This is a genomic window from Amycolatopsis anabasis, assembly GCF_009765355.1.
Taxonomy (GTDB): Bacteria; Actinomycetota; Actinomycetes; order Mycobacteriales; family Pseudonocardiaceae; genus Amycolatopsis; species Amycolatopsis anabasis.
Window position 1 is genome coordinate 34378 of record NZ_VTHK01000047.1, and the last position, 16025, is coordinate 50402.

16 protein-coding genes are annotated in these 16025 nt (G+C 71.4%); 9 read left to right on the top strand and 7 right to left on the bottom strand.

Annotation, left to right across the window (positions count from 1 at the left end; all coding sequences use genetic code 11):
- Positions 1-9: 9 nt before the first annotated feature.
- The gene (locus FXO23_RS39050; RefSeq protein WP_158891865.1) at positions 10-195 is read right to left on the bottom strand and encodes a DUF397 domain-containing protein; all 186 of its coding nucleotides are present in this window, start codon (positions 193-195) and stop codon (positions 10-12) included.
- Between the two features lie 13 nt (positions 196-208).
- Positions 209-1030 (bottom strand): helix-turn-helix domain-containing protein, encoded by an 822-nt coding sequence (locus FXO23_RS39055; protein WP_158891867.1) that lies wholly within the window; start codon positions 1028-1030, stop codon positions 209-211.
- Positions 1031-1302: 272 nt separating this feature from the next.
- Between FXO23_RS39055 and FXO23_RS39060 the strand changes: the two genes are divergently transcribed.
- Positions 1303-1824: a helix-turn-helix domain-containing protein gene (locus FXO23_RS39060; RefSeq protein WP_158891869.1), complete on the top strand. Its 522-nt coding sequence runs from the start codon at positions 1303-1305 to the stop codon at positions 1822-1824.
- A gap of 17 nt (positions 1825-1841) precedes the next feature.
- Here the strand turns inward: FXO23_RS39060 and FXO23_RS39065 are convergent, their stop codons facing one another.
- Positions 1842-2639 carry an NAD(P)H-binding protein gene (locus tag FXO23_RS39065; protein ID WP_158891871.1) on the bottom strand — a complete coding sequence of 266 codons (798 nt, stop codon included), beginning with the start codon at positions 2637-2639 and terminating at the stop codon, positions 1842-1844.
- An 81-nt stretch (positions 2640-2720) separates the two neighbouring features.
- Here FXO23_RS39065 and FXO23_RS39070 point away from each other — a divergent pair, with 81 nt between their 5' ends.
- Positions 2721-3662, top strand: a complete 942-nt coding sequence (locus FXO23_RS39070) for an AraC family transcriptional regulator (protein ID WP_158891873.1) — start codon at positions 2721-2723, stop codon at positions 3660-3662.
- Positions 3663-3671: 9 nt separating this feature from the next.
- On the opposite strand, the gene FXO23_RS39075 is transcribed toward FXO23_RS39070, so the two are convergent.
- Genes FXO23_RS39075 through FXO23_RS39085 form a run of 3 tightly spaced genes read right to left on the bottom strand, consistent with a single transcriptional unit; the run spans position 3672 to position 6321 of the window.
- Positions 3672-4493: an aldo/keto reductase gene (locus FXO23_RS39075; protein WP_158891875.1), complete on the bottom strand. Its 822-nt coding sequence runs from the start codon at positions 4491-4493 to the stop codon at positions 3672-3674.
- A gap of 17 nt (positions 4494-4510) precedes the next feature.
- On the bottom strand, positions 4511-5647 hold the full coding sequence (locus FXO23_RS39080; protein ID WP_179957001.1) for a sensor histidine kinase: 1137 nt from the start codon (positions 5645-5647) through the stop codon (positions 4511-4513).
- Positions 5644-6321 carry a response regulator transcription factor gene (locus FXO23_RS39085; RefSeq protein ID WP_179957002.1) on the bottom strand — a complete coding sequence of 226 codons (678 nt, stop codon included), beginning with the start codon at positions 6319-6321 and terminating at the stop codon, positions 5644-5646. The genes FXO23_RS39080 and FXO23_RS39085 overlap by 4 nt, the downstream gene beginning before the upstream one ends.
- Positions 6322-6440: 119 nt before the next feature.
- Between FXO23_RS39085 and FXO23_RS39090 the strand changes: the two genes are divergently transcribed.
- The 3 genes from FXO23_RS39090 to FXO23_RS39100 all read left to right on the top strand — a co-directional run bounded on the left by FXO23_RS39090 (position 6441) and on the right by FXO23_RS39100 (position 8965).
- Positions 6441-6785, top strand: coding sequence for a YciI family protein (locus FXO23_RS39090; RefSeq protein ID WP_158891877.1), 345 nt, complete (start codon positions 6441-6443; stop codon positions 6783-6785).
- A gap of 44 nt (positions 6786-6829) precedes the next feature.
- Entirely contained in the window at positions 6830-7987 is a 1158-nt protein-coding gene (locus tag FXO23_RS39095; protein ID WP_158891952.1) for an RNA polymerase sigma factor, read from the top strand.
- A gap of 405 nt (positions 7988-8392) precedes the next feature.
- Entirely contained in the window at positions 8393-8965 is a 573-nt protein-coding gene (locus tag FXO23_RS39100; protein WP_158891879.1) for a TIGR03086 family metal-binding protein, read from the top strand.
- On the opposite strand, the gene FXO23_RS50885 is transcribed toward FXO23_RS39100, so the two are convergent.
- On the bottom strand, positions 8962-10443 hold the full coding sequence (locus FXO23_RS50885) for a PucR family transcriptional regulator (RefSeq protein ID WP_179957003.1): 1482 nt from the start codon (positions 10441-10443) through the stop codon (positions 8962-8964). The genes FXO23_RS39100 and FXO23_RS50885 overlap by 4 nt on opposite strands.
- A gap of 102 nt (positions 10444-10545) precedes the next feature.
- Between FXO23_RS50885 and FXO23_RS39115 the strand changes: the two genes are divergently transcribed.
- From FXO23_RS39115 to FXO23_RS39130, 4 genes are read left to right on the top strand one after another with little or no spacing between them, the layout of a single operon-like run.
- On the top strand, positions 10546-12000 hold the full coding sequence (locus FXO23_RS39115; protein WP_158891896.1) for a sodium:solute symporter family protein: 1455 nt from the start codon (positions 10546-10548) through the stop codon (positions 11998-12000).
- A gap of 18 nt (positions 12001-12018) precedes the next feature.
- Positions 12019-12972: an agmatinase gene (gene speB / locus FXO23_RS39120; protein WP_179957004.1), complete on the top strand. Its 954-nt coding sequence runs from the start codon at positions 12019-12021 to the stop codon at positions 12970-12972.
- On the top strand, positions 12969-14612 hold the full coding sequence (locus FXO23_RS39125; RefSeq protein ID WP_158891898.1) for a thiamine pyrophosphate-binding protein: 1644 nt from the start codon (positions 12969-12971) through the stop codon (positions 14610-14612). Before speB ends, FXO23_RS39125 begins: the two co-directional genes overlap by 4 nt.
- A gap of 1 nt (position 14613) precedes the next feature.
- The gene (locus FXO23_RS39130) at positions 14614-16014 is read left to right on the top strand and encodes an aminobutyraldehyde dehydrogenase (protein ID WP_158891900.1); all 1401 of its coding nucleotides are present in this window, start codon (positions 14614-14616) and stop codon (positions 16012-16014) included.
- The last annotated feature ends 11 nt before the right edge of the window (positions 16015-16025 follow it).

Genomic DNA, 16025 nt, shown 5'->3' on the forward strand with positions numbered 1-16025 from the left:
GCGCAGGTCCTAGCCACTCACGACCCGACCACGCCGGGTCAAGCCAAGGAAGGCCGACCACGCGTGCGGCTCGACCTCGATGTGTCCGGCCTCCCTGTTCTTCGAGTCGCGAACCTTGACAACGCGGCCAAGGGAGACCTCCACACAGTTGTGCGCCCCCTCGCTCCTCCGCGGTTTCCTCCAGGACGCCTCCATCGCTCCTCCGGTATTACTCGATTTGCTCGATGCGCCTACGGAGGATCGTGACAGATCGGCGCTCGTCCGCGGCCAACGCCCAGATATCGCGGAACCCGTGCTCGTACGTATCCACCTCGCCGGACTCGTGGATGTACGTGGCGTTCGTTAGGCCCTCGGTGTACACGCGTCGGAGGCTGGGAGCACCAAGGCGAAGGATCGAGAACCCAACGCCCATCGCCCGATGCGCTCCTACGGCGAACGGAAGAACCCGGACCGAGACGTTCGACAACTTGCCGATTTCAAGCAGGTGTTTGAGTTGATCGCGGAGGACTTCTGGCCCGCCAACCAACCGATGCAGGCTGGCCTCGCCCAGCAGGATTCGGACAGTCGGCGCCTTGGGGCGAGTGAGGATGGCACCGCGAGCGACTCGATCAGATAGCCGCTCGTCCACCTGCCCAGACGCCGAGGTCTCGAGCACGGCTCTCGCATAGTCCTCGGTCTGCGCTGAAGCGAGAATCAGCTCGGCATCGTAGTAGTCGATCTCCTTAGAGGCGCGCTCCAACGTGACGTATGTCTGAGCGAAATCCGCGACCCGAGCCGAGGATTCACGCTTGCGGGCCGCATCAGCCAGCAAGTGCATGGTTTCCCGCTCACCGTCACGCAGGTGGTACATGTCGGCGAGTCGATCAATCTCCGCCGCGACAGGCACCCGTGTGCCTGCTTCTACTCGACTCACTTTGCCCGCGTACCAGCGAAGCTCCTGCTCCACGGTGCTCGGTTTCAATCCGACGGCTTCGCGATGGCCGCGGAGCAGCTCTCCCAACTCGAACCTCTGTGGATTTTGCGTAGCCACGAACCGACCCTTTCCTGTGTCCAGCTAACTGGCTGTCGATTCTATTTGTGTCTGTCCAATTGTCTGTCAAATAGCACCCTATCAGGGGATTTGTGGTCTTACGATCAAACGATCACTGCTAAATGGACATGTCCAGTTGTATGGTGCTGTTGGGTCGCAGCTACTTTCTTGGTTCCTCCGGAACCCTGATGCGCCGGTAGCCACGACCCAACAGGCGGCAGGGTTCCGACTCCTCGGTTCCCTGCCGTCCCTCCGGAACTGGGAGTGGATCAATGAGCTGGCGAATCGACGCGGACGGCACGGTCGAGACCGACGAGGGTGACGTGTTCACCAGCGAGCCCCCGCATGGTCGGCACGCACTACGCCTGCCGGACTGCTACCGCCCAGTGATCGGCGGAGTGCGCCACCGCACCGAGTTCCGCGCCCGGCCCCCGGCGGGCGAGTGGGTGACCGCGTTGTGCGGCCTGCTCTACCAGGTCACCGCCCGCCCCGCCGCTGATCCGATCTACGAATGTCACGCCTGCGACGAAGAAGCCGAGGAACAAGCCATGGCCTACCAGCCGGAGACCGCGAACCCGTACACCGACCAACTCGACACTCTCATCGGCGAACTCATCCGCATGCGCAGAAACCGCGGCCTCACCCAACGCGACGTCGCCGCCTACCTCGGCTGCGACGCGCCCACCATTTGCCGCCTGGAAAAACGCGAGCGCGAATTCACCGCTCGCGCCCTCCAAGGCTATGCGTGCGCCCTCGGTTACCGGATCGTCATGGTCATCTCACCGCTCGGCTGACCAGGTGGGCCGTGCGGTCAGCCGAAATCCACCGTCGCCGCGTAGTCCTCGAAGGAGCGCGCCGGGCGGCCGAGGGCACGCGGCACGCCGTCTTCCACGGGCTCGTCTTCGCCCCGTCGGATCGTGTCGAACAGTTCGCCGAGGTGCTTCACGAGCGCCGGGTGGAACCCCGCACCCACCTGGGCGGCGTCGAACTCCTCGAGCGTCACCTCGGTGAAGCGCAGGTCCCGCCCGCTCGACTTCGCGAGGATCCCGACCGCTTCGGCGAACGTGAGCGACCGCGGTCCGGTCAGTTCGTAGATCTGCCCGGCGTGCCGGGAACCGGTCAGCGCGGCCACGGCCACGTCGGCGATGTCGCGGGCGTCGATGAACGGTTCCCGCCCCTGCCCCACCGGCAACGCGAGTTGCCCGGCGAGCAGCGGATCGCGGAAGAACCCCTCGTCGAAGTTCTGGTCGAACCAGGCGGGCCGCAGGATCGTCCAGTCCACAGTGGACTCGCGGACGGCTCGTTCGGCGATCAGCTGCGACTCGCCGAACGCCTCGATCCCCCGGCCGGACAGCAGCACGATCCGGCGCACCCCGCGGGCCACGATCCGGGGCACGAACCGCTGGACCGGGGTGAGGTCATCCTCGGGCGGCACCAGGTAAAGCGAATCCGCCCCCTCGATGTCCCAAGTGGACTCGTCGGCCCAGTCGAACCGCACGTCCGCGGAACGCGAGGCGGCGAGCACCGGATGTCCGGCGTCGCGCAGCAGGGAGACCACCCGGCGGCCGGTCTTTCCGGTCGCGCCCAGAACCAGGATTGATTTCGTCATGGCGCCCAGTCAACCGCCGCAAGCCTGGACGATCCATCATCGATCCGCTCGTCCACATGTCCATTCGTCTACACTGGCCGCGTGGATGCCTTCGCCGATCTGGTTCGCGGAGTGCGCGCGAACGGCGCGCTGTTCGGCCAGTCGATCCAGTCGCCGCCCTGGTCGATCAACTTCACGCACGCGGCCGAACTGACCCTGTGCACGCTGCTCAGCGGCGCGGGCTGGATCGTGCCCGCCGAGGGCCCGGCGGTCCGGATCCGGGTGGGCGACATCGCCGTCGTCCGCGGGCCCGAGCCGTTCGTGATCGCCGACGAACCGGACCGGGCGCCCGCGGTCACCGTCCACGGCGCGGACCTCTGCACCAGCACGAGCACCGGCGGGAACCTGGTCGAGGACGTCCGGCTGGGGCCGCGGACCTGGGGCGAGGACCCGGCGGGCGGGACGAACCTGGTGATCGGCGCGTACCAGGCACCCGGGGACGTGTGCCAGCGGCTGCTCGGCGTGCTGCCCCCGGTCCTCGTGGTGCCCGGGGACACCGGGCCGTGCGTCGAACTGGAACTGGTCGCCGCCGAGGTGACCGGCGATCAGCCCGGCCAGCAGGTCGTGCTGGACCGCCTGCTGGACCTGCTGCTGGTGTGCACGCTCCGCGCGTGGTTCGCCCGCCCCGAGGCCGATCCGCCCGCCTGGTACCGCGCGCTCGGCGATCCGGTGGTCGGCGCGGTGCTGCGCGCGATGCACGACGAACCCGCGCGGCCGTGGACCGTCGACGGCCTCGCGCGCCGGGCCGGGGTTTCCCGCGCCGCGCTGGCCCGCCGGTTCACCGAACTGGTCGGCGAACCCCCGCTGACCTACCTCACCGGCTGGCGCATGACGCTGGCCGCCGATCTGCTCCGGCGCGGCGACGGGACCGTCGCCTCGGTGGCGAGCCGGGTCGGCTACGCGGACGGGTTCGCGTTCAGCGCGGCGTTCAAACGCGTGCGCGGGCTGAGCCCGACCGCGTACCGCGCCGAGAAAGCCGGGTGACCGGGGCGCTCAGCCGAGCCGGTCCGGGTCCGGGCCGAGCCGCCGCCCCTGTTCGAGGGTGGCGATCCCGGCGATGTCCTGGCTGTCCAGTTCGAAGTCGAAGAGGTCGATGTTCTCGGCGATCCGCCGGGGCGTGACCGATTTCGGGATGACCGCGTGCCCCATTTCGAGGTGCCAGCGCAGCACCACCTGGGCCGGTGTCCGGCCGTGTTTGCGGGCCACGGTCTGGATCACCTCGGTGCCGAACAGGTCCGGGCCCAGGCCGAGCGGCCGCCATGCCTCGGTGACGATCCCGTGCTTCTCGTGGAAGCCCCGGAGCTCGGCCTGCTGCAGGTGCGGATGCAGTTCGACCTGGTTGACCGCCGGGACCACCTCGGTCTCGGCCAGCAGCCGGCGCAGGTGCGGGATCTGGAAGTTCGACACGCCGATCGCGCGCGCCCGGCCGTCGGCGAGGATCTTCTCCAGCGCCCGCCAGGTCTCGACGTACCGGTCCTGGCCCGGTTGCGGCCAGTGGATCAGGTACAGATCGACGTAGTCCAGGCGCAGTTCGGCGAGGCTCGTGTCGAACGCGCGCAGGGCGCGGTCGTGTCCGTGCTCGGTGTTCCACAGTTTGGTGGTGACGAACAGCTCCTCGCGCGGCAGCCCGCTGGCGCGCACGGCCGCGCCCACCCCGCGTTCGTTGGCGTACAGGGTGGCGGTGTCGACGGCGCGGTAACCGGCCTCGAAGGCGGTGTGCACGGCGCGTTCGACCTCGCCGTCGGGAATCTGGTACACGCCGAATCCGAGCACCGGCATCCGGACGTCGTTGTTCAAGCGGAGTGCGGGGACCATGTTCGAACGGTAACGCGTCAGGCCCGCGGCAGCCGCACGGTGACGGACAGGCCCCCGCCGACCACCGGTTCCGCGGCGACCGAACCGCCGTGCGCCTCGACCGCCGCGCGCACGATGGACAACCCCAGCCCGGCGCCCGACCGGGCGGTGCGCGCCACCCCGGCCCGGCGGAACGGTTCGAACAGTTCGGACACGGTCGCCGGGTCGATCAGCCCGCCCGAGGACCGGACCCGCAGCACCGAATCGTGCGGCCCGGACTGGGTGAGCACCTCGATCCAGCCGCCGTCGACGTTGTGCCGGACCGCGTTCTCCAGCAGGTTCCCGGCCACGCGTTCCAGCAGGGCCGGGTCCCCGGGCACGAGCGCGGGCGCGGTGTGGAACTCGGTGCGCAGGGCGCGGTTCGCGGCCTCGGCCCGCGCCGCGCGCCACGCGCTCTCGACCACCGCGGCCAGGTCGACCGGCTCGTTCATCACCAGCCCGGCACCGTCGGTGCGGGCGAGCAGCAGCAGGGAGCCGACCAGCCGCTCGGCCCGTTCGGTGGCGTCCCGGACGACCGCGGCCATCCGGCGCAGCTCGGCCTCGTCGGCGTTCTCGTCCGACAGCGTGACGTCCAGTTCGGTGCGGATCACCGACAGCGGCGTGCGGAGTTCGTGGCTGGCGTTCGCGACGAAGTGCCGCTGCGCCTCGAACGCGGCCTGGAGCCGGTCCAGCATGGCGTCGAAGGTGCGCGCGAGTTCGGCGAGCTCGTCCTTGGAGTTCAGCTCGCCGATGCGCTCGCCCATCGACTCCACGGACAGGCGCCGCGCGGTCCCGGTGATCTCGCGCAGCGGCAGCAGGACCCGCGAGGTGAGCGTCCAGGCCAGGACCGCGGTGGCCACGACCACGCAGCAGAACGCGACCGCGCCGGCGAGCAGCACCTTGTCGAGCGCGTGTTCCCGCAGGTGCTCGGCGAGCACCGAGCCGTCGACGTAGACGCCGTCGACCTCCACCGGCACTCCGCCCGGCATCCGCGGTACCGCGGCCACCGAGTCGCTCACCAGCGTCCACGCGAGCCACAGCAGGATCAGGCTCACCCCCGCGGCCAGCAGGGTGGCGAGCAGCGTGATCCGGGCGCGCAGGCTGCGCACTGGCGTCAGCCCGGCGGCGCGGCTCACCCTTGTCGAGTACCGGTGTCCGGCACCCGGTATCCCGATCCCACCACGGTCTCGATGATCCCAGGTTCGCCGAGCTTCTTGCGCAGGGTCATCACGGTGACCCGCACGGTCGTGGTGAACGGGTCCGCGTTCTCGTCCCACACGCGTTCGAGCAGCTCCTCGCTGCTCACGACCGAGCCGTTCGCGGACATCAGCACCTCGAGCACGCCGAACTCCTTGCGGGTCAGCTCGATCGGGCCGGTGCCGCGGCGCACGGTCCGCTTGGCCGGATCGAGCTGGACGTCCCCCGCCACGAGCAGCGGCGGCGCGGCCGGGGTGGCCCGGCGGCCCAGCGCCCGCACCCGCGCGACGAGTTCGGGGAAGGCGAACGGTTTGGCCAGGTAATCGTCGGCACCGAGGGACAGGCCCTCCACCCGATCGGAGACGGCTCCGCTCGCGGTGAGCATCAGGACCCTGGTCAGCTCACCCGACGAGACGATCTCCCGGCACAGGTCGTCCCCGGGCATCCCCGGCAGGTCGCGGTCCAGCAGCACCACGTCGTACCGGGTGACGGTCGCCTTCTCGTGGCCGTCGTCGCCGTTCAGCGCGACGTCGACCGCCATCCCCTCGCGGCGCAGTCCGCGCGCGATCGCCTCGGCGAGGGGTTCTTCGTCTTCGACTACCAGAATCCGCACGTCGACAACCGTGCCACAGTTTCCTGAGAGCGACCTGTACGGACTCGGCCCCGGTCGGGTGTCGAATTCGCGGATCGCCGTTCGTCCTGGTAGGGACGCCGAGGAAAGGTGGCGAAGGCATGCGGTACATGTTGCTGGTCTACGGCTGCGCGCGGCACCCGGAGGGCAGTGCCGAACTGGACGCGAAGCGGACGGCGGTGGCCGAGTTCGAGGAGCTGTGCGAGGAGCGGGGCGTGTTCCTGGCGGCGGACCCGCTGCACGGCACCGAGACGGCGACCACGGTCCGGGTGCGGGACGGCGAGACCATGGTGGTCGACGGGCCGTTCGCGGAGACCAGGGAGCAGCTCGGCGGCTACTACCTGCTGGACTGCCGCGATCTCGACGAGGCCATGGAACTGGCGGCCCGGTGCCCGATGGCGGCCGAGGGGTCGATCGAGATCCGGCCGGTCCTGGAACGCGCCTAGTGGGTTCGCCGGTCGAACGGGTGTTCCGCGACGAGCGGGCCCGGATGCTGGCCGCGCTGGTCCGGGCCTTCGGCGACTTCGAACTGGCCGAGGACGCCCTGTCCGAGGCGTGCGAGATCGCGCTGCGCCGCTGGCCCGGGGACGGGATCCCGCGGGACCCGGCCGCCTGGCTGGTCACCGTGGCCCGCAACCGCGCGCGCGACCGGCTGCGCCGCGAACGCCTCGCGGCCGGGAAGACCCGGGAACTGGGGCAGGCGGAGGTGGTGGCGGTGGACGCCGGCGAAGAACTGGCCCGGCTCGGGGACGACCGGCTCAGCCTCCTGTTCACCTGCTGCCACCCCGCGCTGGCCCGGCCGGCCCAGGTGGCGCTCACCCTGCAGGCGGTGGGCGGGATGACCGCGGACCGGATCGCCCGGGCGTTCCTGGTCACCGAATCGACCATGGCCCAGCGGCTGGTGCGGGCCAAGCGCAAGATCCGGCACGCGGGAATCCGGTTCGAGGTGCCGCCGGACGCGCGCCTGCCGGACCGGCTCGGCGTGGTGCTGACCGTGCTGTACCTGATCTTCACCGAGGGCTACGCGGAAACCCCGGTGCGCGCCGAACTGTGCGCGGAGGCGATCCGGCTGGGCAAGCTCCTGGCGGTGCTGATGCCGGACGAACCCGAGGTGACCGGGCTGGTCGCCCTGATGCTGCTGCAGCATTCCCGGCGGCACGCCCGGTTCGGCCCGGACGGCGAACTGGTCCTGCTGGCGGACCAGGACCGCGGCCGCTGGGACTCCGGCGACATCGCCGAGGCCCTGCCCCTGGTCGAACGTTCCCTGCGCCGGGGCCGGATCGGGCCGTACCAGCTGCAGGCGGCGATCGCGGCGACCCACGCGCAGGCGCGGACCCCGGCGGAAACGGACTGGGCGGAGATCGTCGCGCTGTACCGGGAGCTGTTCCGGCTGGCGCCGTCGCCGGTGGTGGCCCTGAACTCGGCGGTGGCCGTGGCGATGTGCGAGGGCCCGGCCGCGGGCCTGGCGCTGATCGACCGGCTCGCCGGGCTGGAGCGGTACCACCTCTTCCACGCCGCCCGGGCGGACCTGCTCCGCCGCCTGGGCCGCACGGGCGAAGCCGCCGAGGCGTACCGCCGCGCCCTCCCGCTCACCACCAACCCCGCCGAACAACGCTTCCTCCGCACCCGCCTCGACTCCCTCCCCTGATCCCGAAAGTGCGCGACGAGGGCACTCTTGCCCAAAGGGCCGCCTCCGCGGGAGCCCGGTGCCCCCGCTGGGGTTTTCTCAGCGTGTGGCGTGGTGCCGTGCTCGTGGGCTGCCCGGATGTCGGGCCGCCTACCGAAATGGGGAACTCGGTGTGCCGAAACGGGGGACTCGCACGTCCGAAACGAGGGACTCGCGCCAGCGGGTCCCCGTCTGCCGCGAGTTCCCCGTTCCGGGAGTAGGCGAGCAGCACTGCGGCCTTCGGCGCGTCCCGCGTGCCCCAATGCGGCATTCGCAACCTTCAACGCCCCCAAAGCCACATTGGTGACCTCGAGCCCCTGTGTCGAGTCGGGCGGGGGTCGTTCGTCCTTGGTCGAGAACACCGGTTCGACCGAGGAGGCATCACCGATGAACGACATCATGGACCGCTACCGCCGGAGCCAGGACGGTTTCGACCGCGTGCTGGCAGGCGTCCCCGCCGACGCCTGGGACCACCCGTCGGCCTGCGCGGACTGGACCATCGCCGACGTGACCGGCCACGTGATCTGGGGCCAGCACCTGGTCCGCCACTGGGCCCGGGGCGAGGAGTACACCGAAGTCACCGGCGCACCCGGAACGCCGCATCCCGCGCCGATGGCGGGCGCCGATCCGGTGGCCGCCTGGCGAGCGGCGCGGGAGCGGTCCCTGGCGACCCTCGACGCGGACGCCCTCCGGCGGCCGGTCGACACGCGGGCGTTGGGCACGATCCCGCTCGAGGAGTTCCTCGAGGCGCTGGTCACCGACTTCCTCGCGCACACCTGGGACATCGGGCATCCCCTCGGCCAGGACATCCGCCTCGACCCCGAGCTGGTCGCCGGTTCGTTCGCCTGGGCCCGCACGCGCCCGCTCCGCGCGCCCGGTGGCCTGGGCCCCGAGCTGACCCCGCCGCCCGGCGCCGACGAGCAGACCCGCTACCTCGCCTTCCTCGGCCGTCGCGCCTAGGACCAGCGAAGGGCGAACCAGAGTTCCATCCGGGTCTCCGGATCGGCCAGGTCGACGCCCAGCACGCGTTCCACCTGGCCGATCCGGTGCCGCACGCTGTTGCGGTGCACGCCGAGCGCCGCCGCCGTGCGATCCCAGCCGCCGTGGTTGGCCAGCCAGGTCCGCAGGGTTTCCACGAGCGGTTCGCCCCGGCCGAGCGCGCGCAGCGGGGCGAGGGTCCGCGCGGCGAACTCGGCGGCGACCGCCGGATCGACCACTGTGGACAGTCCGGCACCGGCAGCCACCGGGCGTTCCAGCGCGGCCGCGCGCGTCAGCAGAGCGTCCACTTCGGACACCGTTTCGCCCAGTCGCTCGGCGGGCGCCGGGCTTCCGGCCACCACCAGCCACCCCGAGGAACGCAGGGCGTCCAGTTCCGGTGTGCCGCGGGCGATCGCGGTGAACCGGGGGCCGGGCGCCATCGCCACCAGCGGTGTGTCCAGGCGGGCGCGCAACCAGTCGTAGCCGGATTCGGCCGCGGCCGGTCCCCGCCGGAACGGCACCCCGGCAAGCAACCGGTACTCCCCGGGTCCGAGCAGCCGGGCGACGATCTCGCCGGGCACCGGGCGCCCGATCAGCAGCCCGGTGACCGCCGCGCCGAGCGCACCGGTTTCGGCGCCGTCGCCGCCGACCAGCCCGAGCAAGGCGGCGCCGACCGCGATGATCGCCCGGTCGGTCCCGTCGAACCGCCGCCTGCGCCCGACCACGAGCAGGTGCGACGCGGTGGCCTGCGGGTACACCGGCTGCGCGACCACGAACGTGCCGTCGGCGAGTTCGGTGGTCGCGCTGCGGATGCCGGTGCCCGCGCGCAGCCGGGCGAGCAGTTCGCGCACCTGCTCCGGCCACACCCGGGGCGCCCCGTGCCAGGCCACCGGCCGATCGTCCGCGCCCACCAGGCACATCCAGCCGGACAACCGTTCGGCCAGCCGCGTGGCGAGTTCGTCGAGGCCGCCGGAGGCCGCGCGGGTCAGCGCCTCGCGCGCCTCGGTGACCCGCCGCTGTTCCCGGTGACTCGCCTCGTCGAGCGCCACCGAAACCGCGCGGCTGATCGCCAGGAACGGCGTGCCGACCGGGACCACGAGCAGCGGCAGCCCGTGCCGCGCGCAGGCGCGGCGCAACGACTCCGGAAGCTCTTCGTGCAGGGGCGGGGTCACCCCGAACCCGAGCGCGGTGATCCCGGCGGCGCGCAGGCCGCCGACATAGCGATCCACCTCGCGCTGCCCGTCCGGCAGGTTCACGCCCGCGGTGAGCAGCAGCTCGTCGCCGAGCAGGTAGGGCGCCGGATCGCGCAGCTCGCTCACGTGCGCCCAGCGGACCGGCAGGTCGAGCGCGCCGGGCCGCAGGGTTTCGGCGACCACTTCCACGGCCAGCTCGGCGTTGTCGACGACGGCCCGTAACGGGACGTTGACAATCGTGGCCATCGACTCGGGTTGATTGGTCATTTCATCCAGAGACTACGTCACATTGGGCCAAACCATCCCATTCAAATCAAACGGCAGGCGAACCTACGGTTGCCCGAACAGCCCCGTTCGAGGAGGAACACCGTGGCCGGTGACTACGCGGTGATCGCGCTCTACATCGCAGGCATGATCGCGATCGGCTGGTTCGGCCTGCGCCTGGCCAAGACCAAGAGCGACTACCTGGTCGCGGGCCGGAGACTCGGCTGGTTCATGTACTCGGGCACGATGTCGGCGGTGGTGCTCGGCGGCGCGTCGACCGTCGGCGGCGTCAAACTCGGCTACACCTACGGCATCTCCGGCGCCTGGCTGGTGATCGCCATCGGCCTCGGCATCCTGGTGCTGCACGCGCTGTTCGCCCGCCGCCTGGTGAAGCTCAAGGTCTACACCGTCGGCGAGATGCTCGACCTGCGCTACGGCGGTTCGACCACCACCATCTCCGGGGTGGTCATGTGGGCGTACACGCTGATGCTCACGGTCACCTCGACCCTGGCCTTCGCGACGATCTTCAAGGTCCTGTTCGACCTGCCCAGCCTCGCCGGGATCGTGATCGGCGGTTCGATCGTGGTGCTGTACTCGGTGCTGGGCGGGATGTGGTCGATCACGCTCACCGACATCGCCCAGTTCGTGATCAAGACGATCGGCATCCTGTTCGTCCTGCTGCCGGTGGCGCTCAGCTCGGCCGGTGGGTTCGGCGGGATGGCCGACCGGCTGGACGCGAGCTTCTTCGACTTCGGCAGCATCGGCGGCGCGACGATCGTCACCTACCTGGTGACCTACAGCTTCGGCCTGCTGATCGGGCAGGACATCTGGCAGCGCGTGTTCACCGCGCGCACGCCGAAGGTGGCGACCGCGGGCGGGATCATCTCCGGCGTCTACTGCCTGGCCTACGGCGTCGCGGGCGCGCTGATCGGCACCGCGGCCAAGGCCCTCTACCCGCAGCTGGCCAGCGCGCAGGACGCGTTCGCCACGATCGTCGAGGACCTGCTGCCGACCGGGCTGCGCGGGCTGGTGCTCGCCGCCGCGCTGTCCGCCCTGATGTCCACCTCGAGCGGCGCGCTCATCGCGTGCTCCACGGTGACCACCGCCGATCTGCTGGCCAAGTTCCGCCCGAACCGGACTGTCTCTTCGCGACTGTCCGAAGTGAACGCCAACCGGCTGACCACGCTGCTGCTCGGCGTGCTGGCGATCGCCATCGCGATGATCGTGGACGACGTGGTGTCCGCGCTGACGGTCGCCTACAACGTGCTGGTCGGCGGCTTGCTGGTGGCCATCCTCGGCGCGCTGTTCTGGCGCCGCGGCACCCGGGCGGGCGCGCTGGCCTCGATGAGCGTCGGCTCGGTGGTCGTCATCGTGTCCATGATCTTCGAGGGCCTGGACGCGAACGAACCGATCTACTACGGGCTCGGCGCGAGCCTGCTCGCCTACGTCGTGGTCAGCCTGGCGACCCCGCGCACGCCGGACGCCGTACTGCGCACCTGGACCAGCCGCCTGAGCGGCGGCAGCGAAGAACCGAACCCCGCCGAACCGGTTTCGGCGTAACGAGAAAGGCAGGAGCCAGTGACCGCACAGTCCCCGATCGGACCCGTCGACTCGTCGAAGGTGCCCCGGTTCGCCGGGTTCGCCACCTTCGCCCGGCTGCCGCGTGCCGATCAGGTCGACCGCGCCGACGTGGCCGTGGCCGGGGTTCCGTTCGACGCCGGGGTTTCCTACCGGCCCGGCGCGCGGTTCGGCCCGGCGGCCGTGCGCGAAGCCAGCCGCCTGCTCCGCCCGTACCACCCGGAACTGGACGTGTCCCCGTTCGCCGCGACCCAGGTGGTGGACGCCGGGGACATCGCGATCAACCCGTTCAACATCGGCGAGGCCATCGAAACCCTGCAGCACGAGGCCGAGGCGCTGACCGCGGACGGCACGAAACTGGTCACCGTCGGCGGCGACCACACCATCGCGCTGCCCCTGCTGCGCGCCGCCGCCCGGAAGCACGGGCCGGTCGCGCTGCTGCACTTCGACGCGCACCTGGACACCTGGGACACCTACTTCGGCGAGCCCTACACGCACGGCACCCCGTTCCGCCGCGCGTCCGAGGAAGGCATCCTGGACACCAGCGCACTGTCTCATGTGGGCACTCGAGGGCCGTTGTACGGCAAGCGGGATCTCGAAGAGGACCGGCGGCTCGGCTTCGGGATCGTCACCTCGGGCGACGTGCTGCGGCGCGGTGTCGCGGAGACCGTGGACGCGCTGCGGCAGCGGATCGGCGATCGGCCGCTGTACGTCTCGGTGGACATCGACGTGCTGGACCCGGCGCACGCGCCCGGCACCGGCACCCCCGAGGCGGGCGGGATGACCAGCCGCGAACTGCTGGAGATCCTGCGCGGCCTCGCCGGATGCAACCTGATCGGCGCGGACGTGGTCGAACTGGCCCCGGCCTACGACCACGCCGAGATCACCGCGATCGCCGCCTCGCACGTCGCCTACGACCTGGTCAGCCTGCTCGCCCTGGACGGATCGAAGTGAGCCGGATCGGCGGCGATCTGGTCGTCGAGACGCTGCGCGCGCTCGGCGCGGACACCGTGTTCGGGCTGCCGGGCCAGCACGCGCTCGGCCTGTTCGAGGCGCTGCGCCGCGCGCCGGACCTGCGACTGATCGGCTCGCGCGTGGAGAACAACCTCGCGTTCGCCGCGGACGGCCACGCGCGGGCCCGGCTCGGCGCGGATCCGCACGGCCCGGTCCCGGTCACCCCGATGATCGTCTCGACCGGACCGGGCGCGCTGCTGACCTTGGCTTCGCTGCAGGAATCCCGGGCCGCCTCGGTGCCGGTGCTCGGCATCTCCAGCCAGATCCCGGCGGCCGGGCTCGGCGGCGGGCGGCACGGCTACCTGCACGAACTGCCCGACCAGTCGGCCAGCTTCCGGGAAGTCGTCAAATCGGTGCACGTGGTCCGCACGGCGAGCCAGATCCCGACGGCCCTGCGGGCGGCCTGGGAAGCCGCGGCCACCGCGCCGTTCGGGCCGGTCTGGGTGGAGATCCCGCAGGACGTCCTGCTCGCCCCGGCCGCGCTGCCGCCGATCACCTCGGCCACCGCCGCACCCGCTCCCCTGGCCCCGCTGCCCGAGCTGATCGCCGAAGCCGCCCGGCTCCTGGACGCGGCGGAGAACCCGGTGATCCTCGCCGGTGGCGGCGTCGCGCGGGCGGGTGCGCACGCGGAACTCGTTGCGTGTGCGGAGAAACTGCGCGCCCCGGTGCTGTCCACGTTCGGCGCCAAGGGGGTGTTCGGCTGGGACCATCCGCTGTCCGGCCAGTCCTGGCTGGAGGACTGGCATTCCACCGAGTTCCTCGCCGACGCCGACGTGTTGCTGGTCCTGGGTTCCGGGCTCGGCGAGCTGACCAGCAACTACCACCGGTTCGCCCCGCGCGGCCGGATGATCCAGGTCGAAGCGGATGTGGGAAAGCTGGAAGCCAACCATCCGGCGCTCGGCATCCACGCCGACGCCCGGCGCGCCCTGGCCGCCCTGACCGGCGAGGTGACCGCGCGTCCGGCCGACGGTCGCGCCGAAGCGAAGGTCGCCGCGTTGCTGGACCGCGTGCGGACCCGGCTCGACGGCCAGGATCTGGCACTGGAACGCCGGGTACTCGCCGACGTGCGCGCCGCGCTACCGGAGGGCACGCCGAGCTTCTGGGACATGACCATCCTCGGTTACTGGGCCTGGTCGGCCTGGAACGCCGACGGCGCGCCGATGCACACCGCGCAGGGCGCGGGCGGGCTCGGGTACGGGCTGCCCGGCGCGCTCGGCGCCGCCGCGGCGACCGGCGGGCCGGTGCTCGCGGTCTCCGGCGACGGCGGCGCCATGTACGGCCTGGGCGAGCTGGCGACCGCCGTGCAGCACGGGCTGAACGTCACCTGGCTGATCGTGGACGACGGCGGGTACGGGATCCTGCGCGAATACCTCACCGGCGCGTTCGGCGAGACCACCTCGACCGAACTCGCCCGCCCCGATTTCGTCGCGCTGGCCAAGGCCTTCGGCGTGCCCGCGACTTTGTCCACAGTAGACACCATCGGCGCCGACCTGGCGGCCGCGCTGCGCGAGCCGGGGCCGAACGTCGTGGTACTGCCCGCCCTGCTGCGCATGTTCGCACCGACCCACCTGGAGCACTGACGTGACGGTACGCAATTTCGTCGACGGCCGGGAATCCGCCGCGGCCGGTGATCGCACGCTTCCGCTGACCGATCCCGCCACCGGCGAGATCACCGGGCACAGCGTCCTGTCCGAGGAGTCCGATGTGGACGCCGCGCTGACCGCGGCGCACCGGGCTTTCGGTTCGTGGCGCCGCACCACGCCCGCGCAGCGCCAGCACGCGCTGCTGAAGATCGCGGACGCGCTGGAGAACCACGCCGGGGAGTTCGCCGACGCGGAAATCGCCGAGACCGGGAAGATCCGCCGCGTGCTGCTGGACGAGGAGATCCCGGAGAGCGTGAGCGCACTGCGCTTCTTCGCGGGCGCGGCGCGGCTGCTGGAAGGCTCCGCGGCCGGGGAGTACCTGCCGGGCCACACCTCGATGATCCGGCGCGAGCCGATCGGCGTCTGCGCGCAGATCGCGCCGTGGAACTACCCGCTGATGATGGCCGTGTGGAAGATCGCGCCCGCGCTCGCCGCCGGGAACACCGTGGTCCTCAAACCCGCGGAGACCACGCCCAGCACGGCCGTGCTGCTGGCGAAGCACGCGGCCGAGTTCCTCCCCGGTGGCGTGTTCAACGTGCTCTGCGGCGACCGGGACACCGGGCGGGCGCTGGTGCGGCACCCGGTCACCGAACTGGTGTCGATCACCGGGTCCACCCGGGCCGGGATCGACGTGGCGACGGTCGCCGCCGCCGATCTCAAGCGCACGCACCTGGAACTCGGCGGGAACGCGCCGCTGCTGGTGTTCGACGACGTGGACCTCGCCGAGGCCGCGGAAGGCATCGCGGGCGCCGCGTTCTACAACGCGGGCCAGGACTGCACCGCGGGCAGCCGGGTGCTCGTGCACACCGCGATCCACGACGACTTCGTCGCGGAGCTGACGAAGGCCGCCGCGCGGTACCGGCCGGGCGCCGATTTCGGCCCGTTGAACAACGCGGCCCAGTTCGACCGGGTGCGCGGGCTGGTCGACCGGTTGCCGCCGCACGCCGCGGTCGCGTGCGGCGGCACACCCACCGGCGAGCGGGGATTCTTCTTCTCCCCCACGGTGATCACCGGTCTGCGCCAGGACGACGAGATCGTCCGCGAGGAGATCTTCGGGCCGGTGATCACGGTCCAGACCTTCGGCGACGAGGCCGAGGCGCTGGCGCTGGCCAACGGGGTGCCCTACGGCCTCGCTTCCTCGGTGTGGACCCGGGACCACGCCCGCGCGGTGCGGGTCTCGGCCGCCCTGGACTTCGGTTGCGTCTGGGTCAACACGCACGGCCCGCTGGCCGCCGAGATGCCGCACGGCGGCTTCGGCCATTCCGGGCACGGCAAGGATCTCTCCGCGTACTCGTTCGCCGAGTACACCCGCGTCAAGCACGTGATGACCCGCCGCTAAGGAGTCCACTG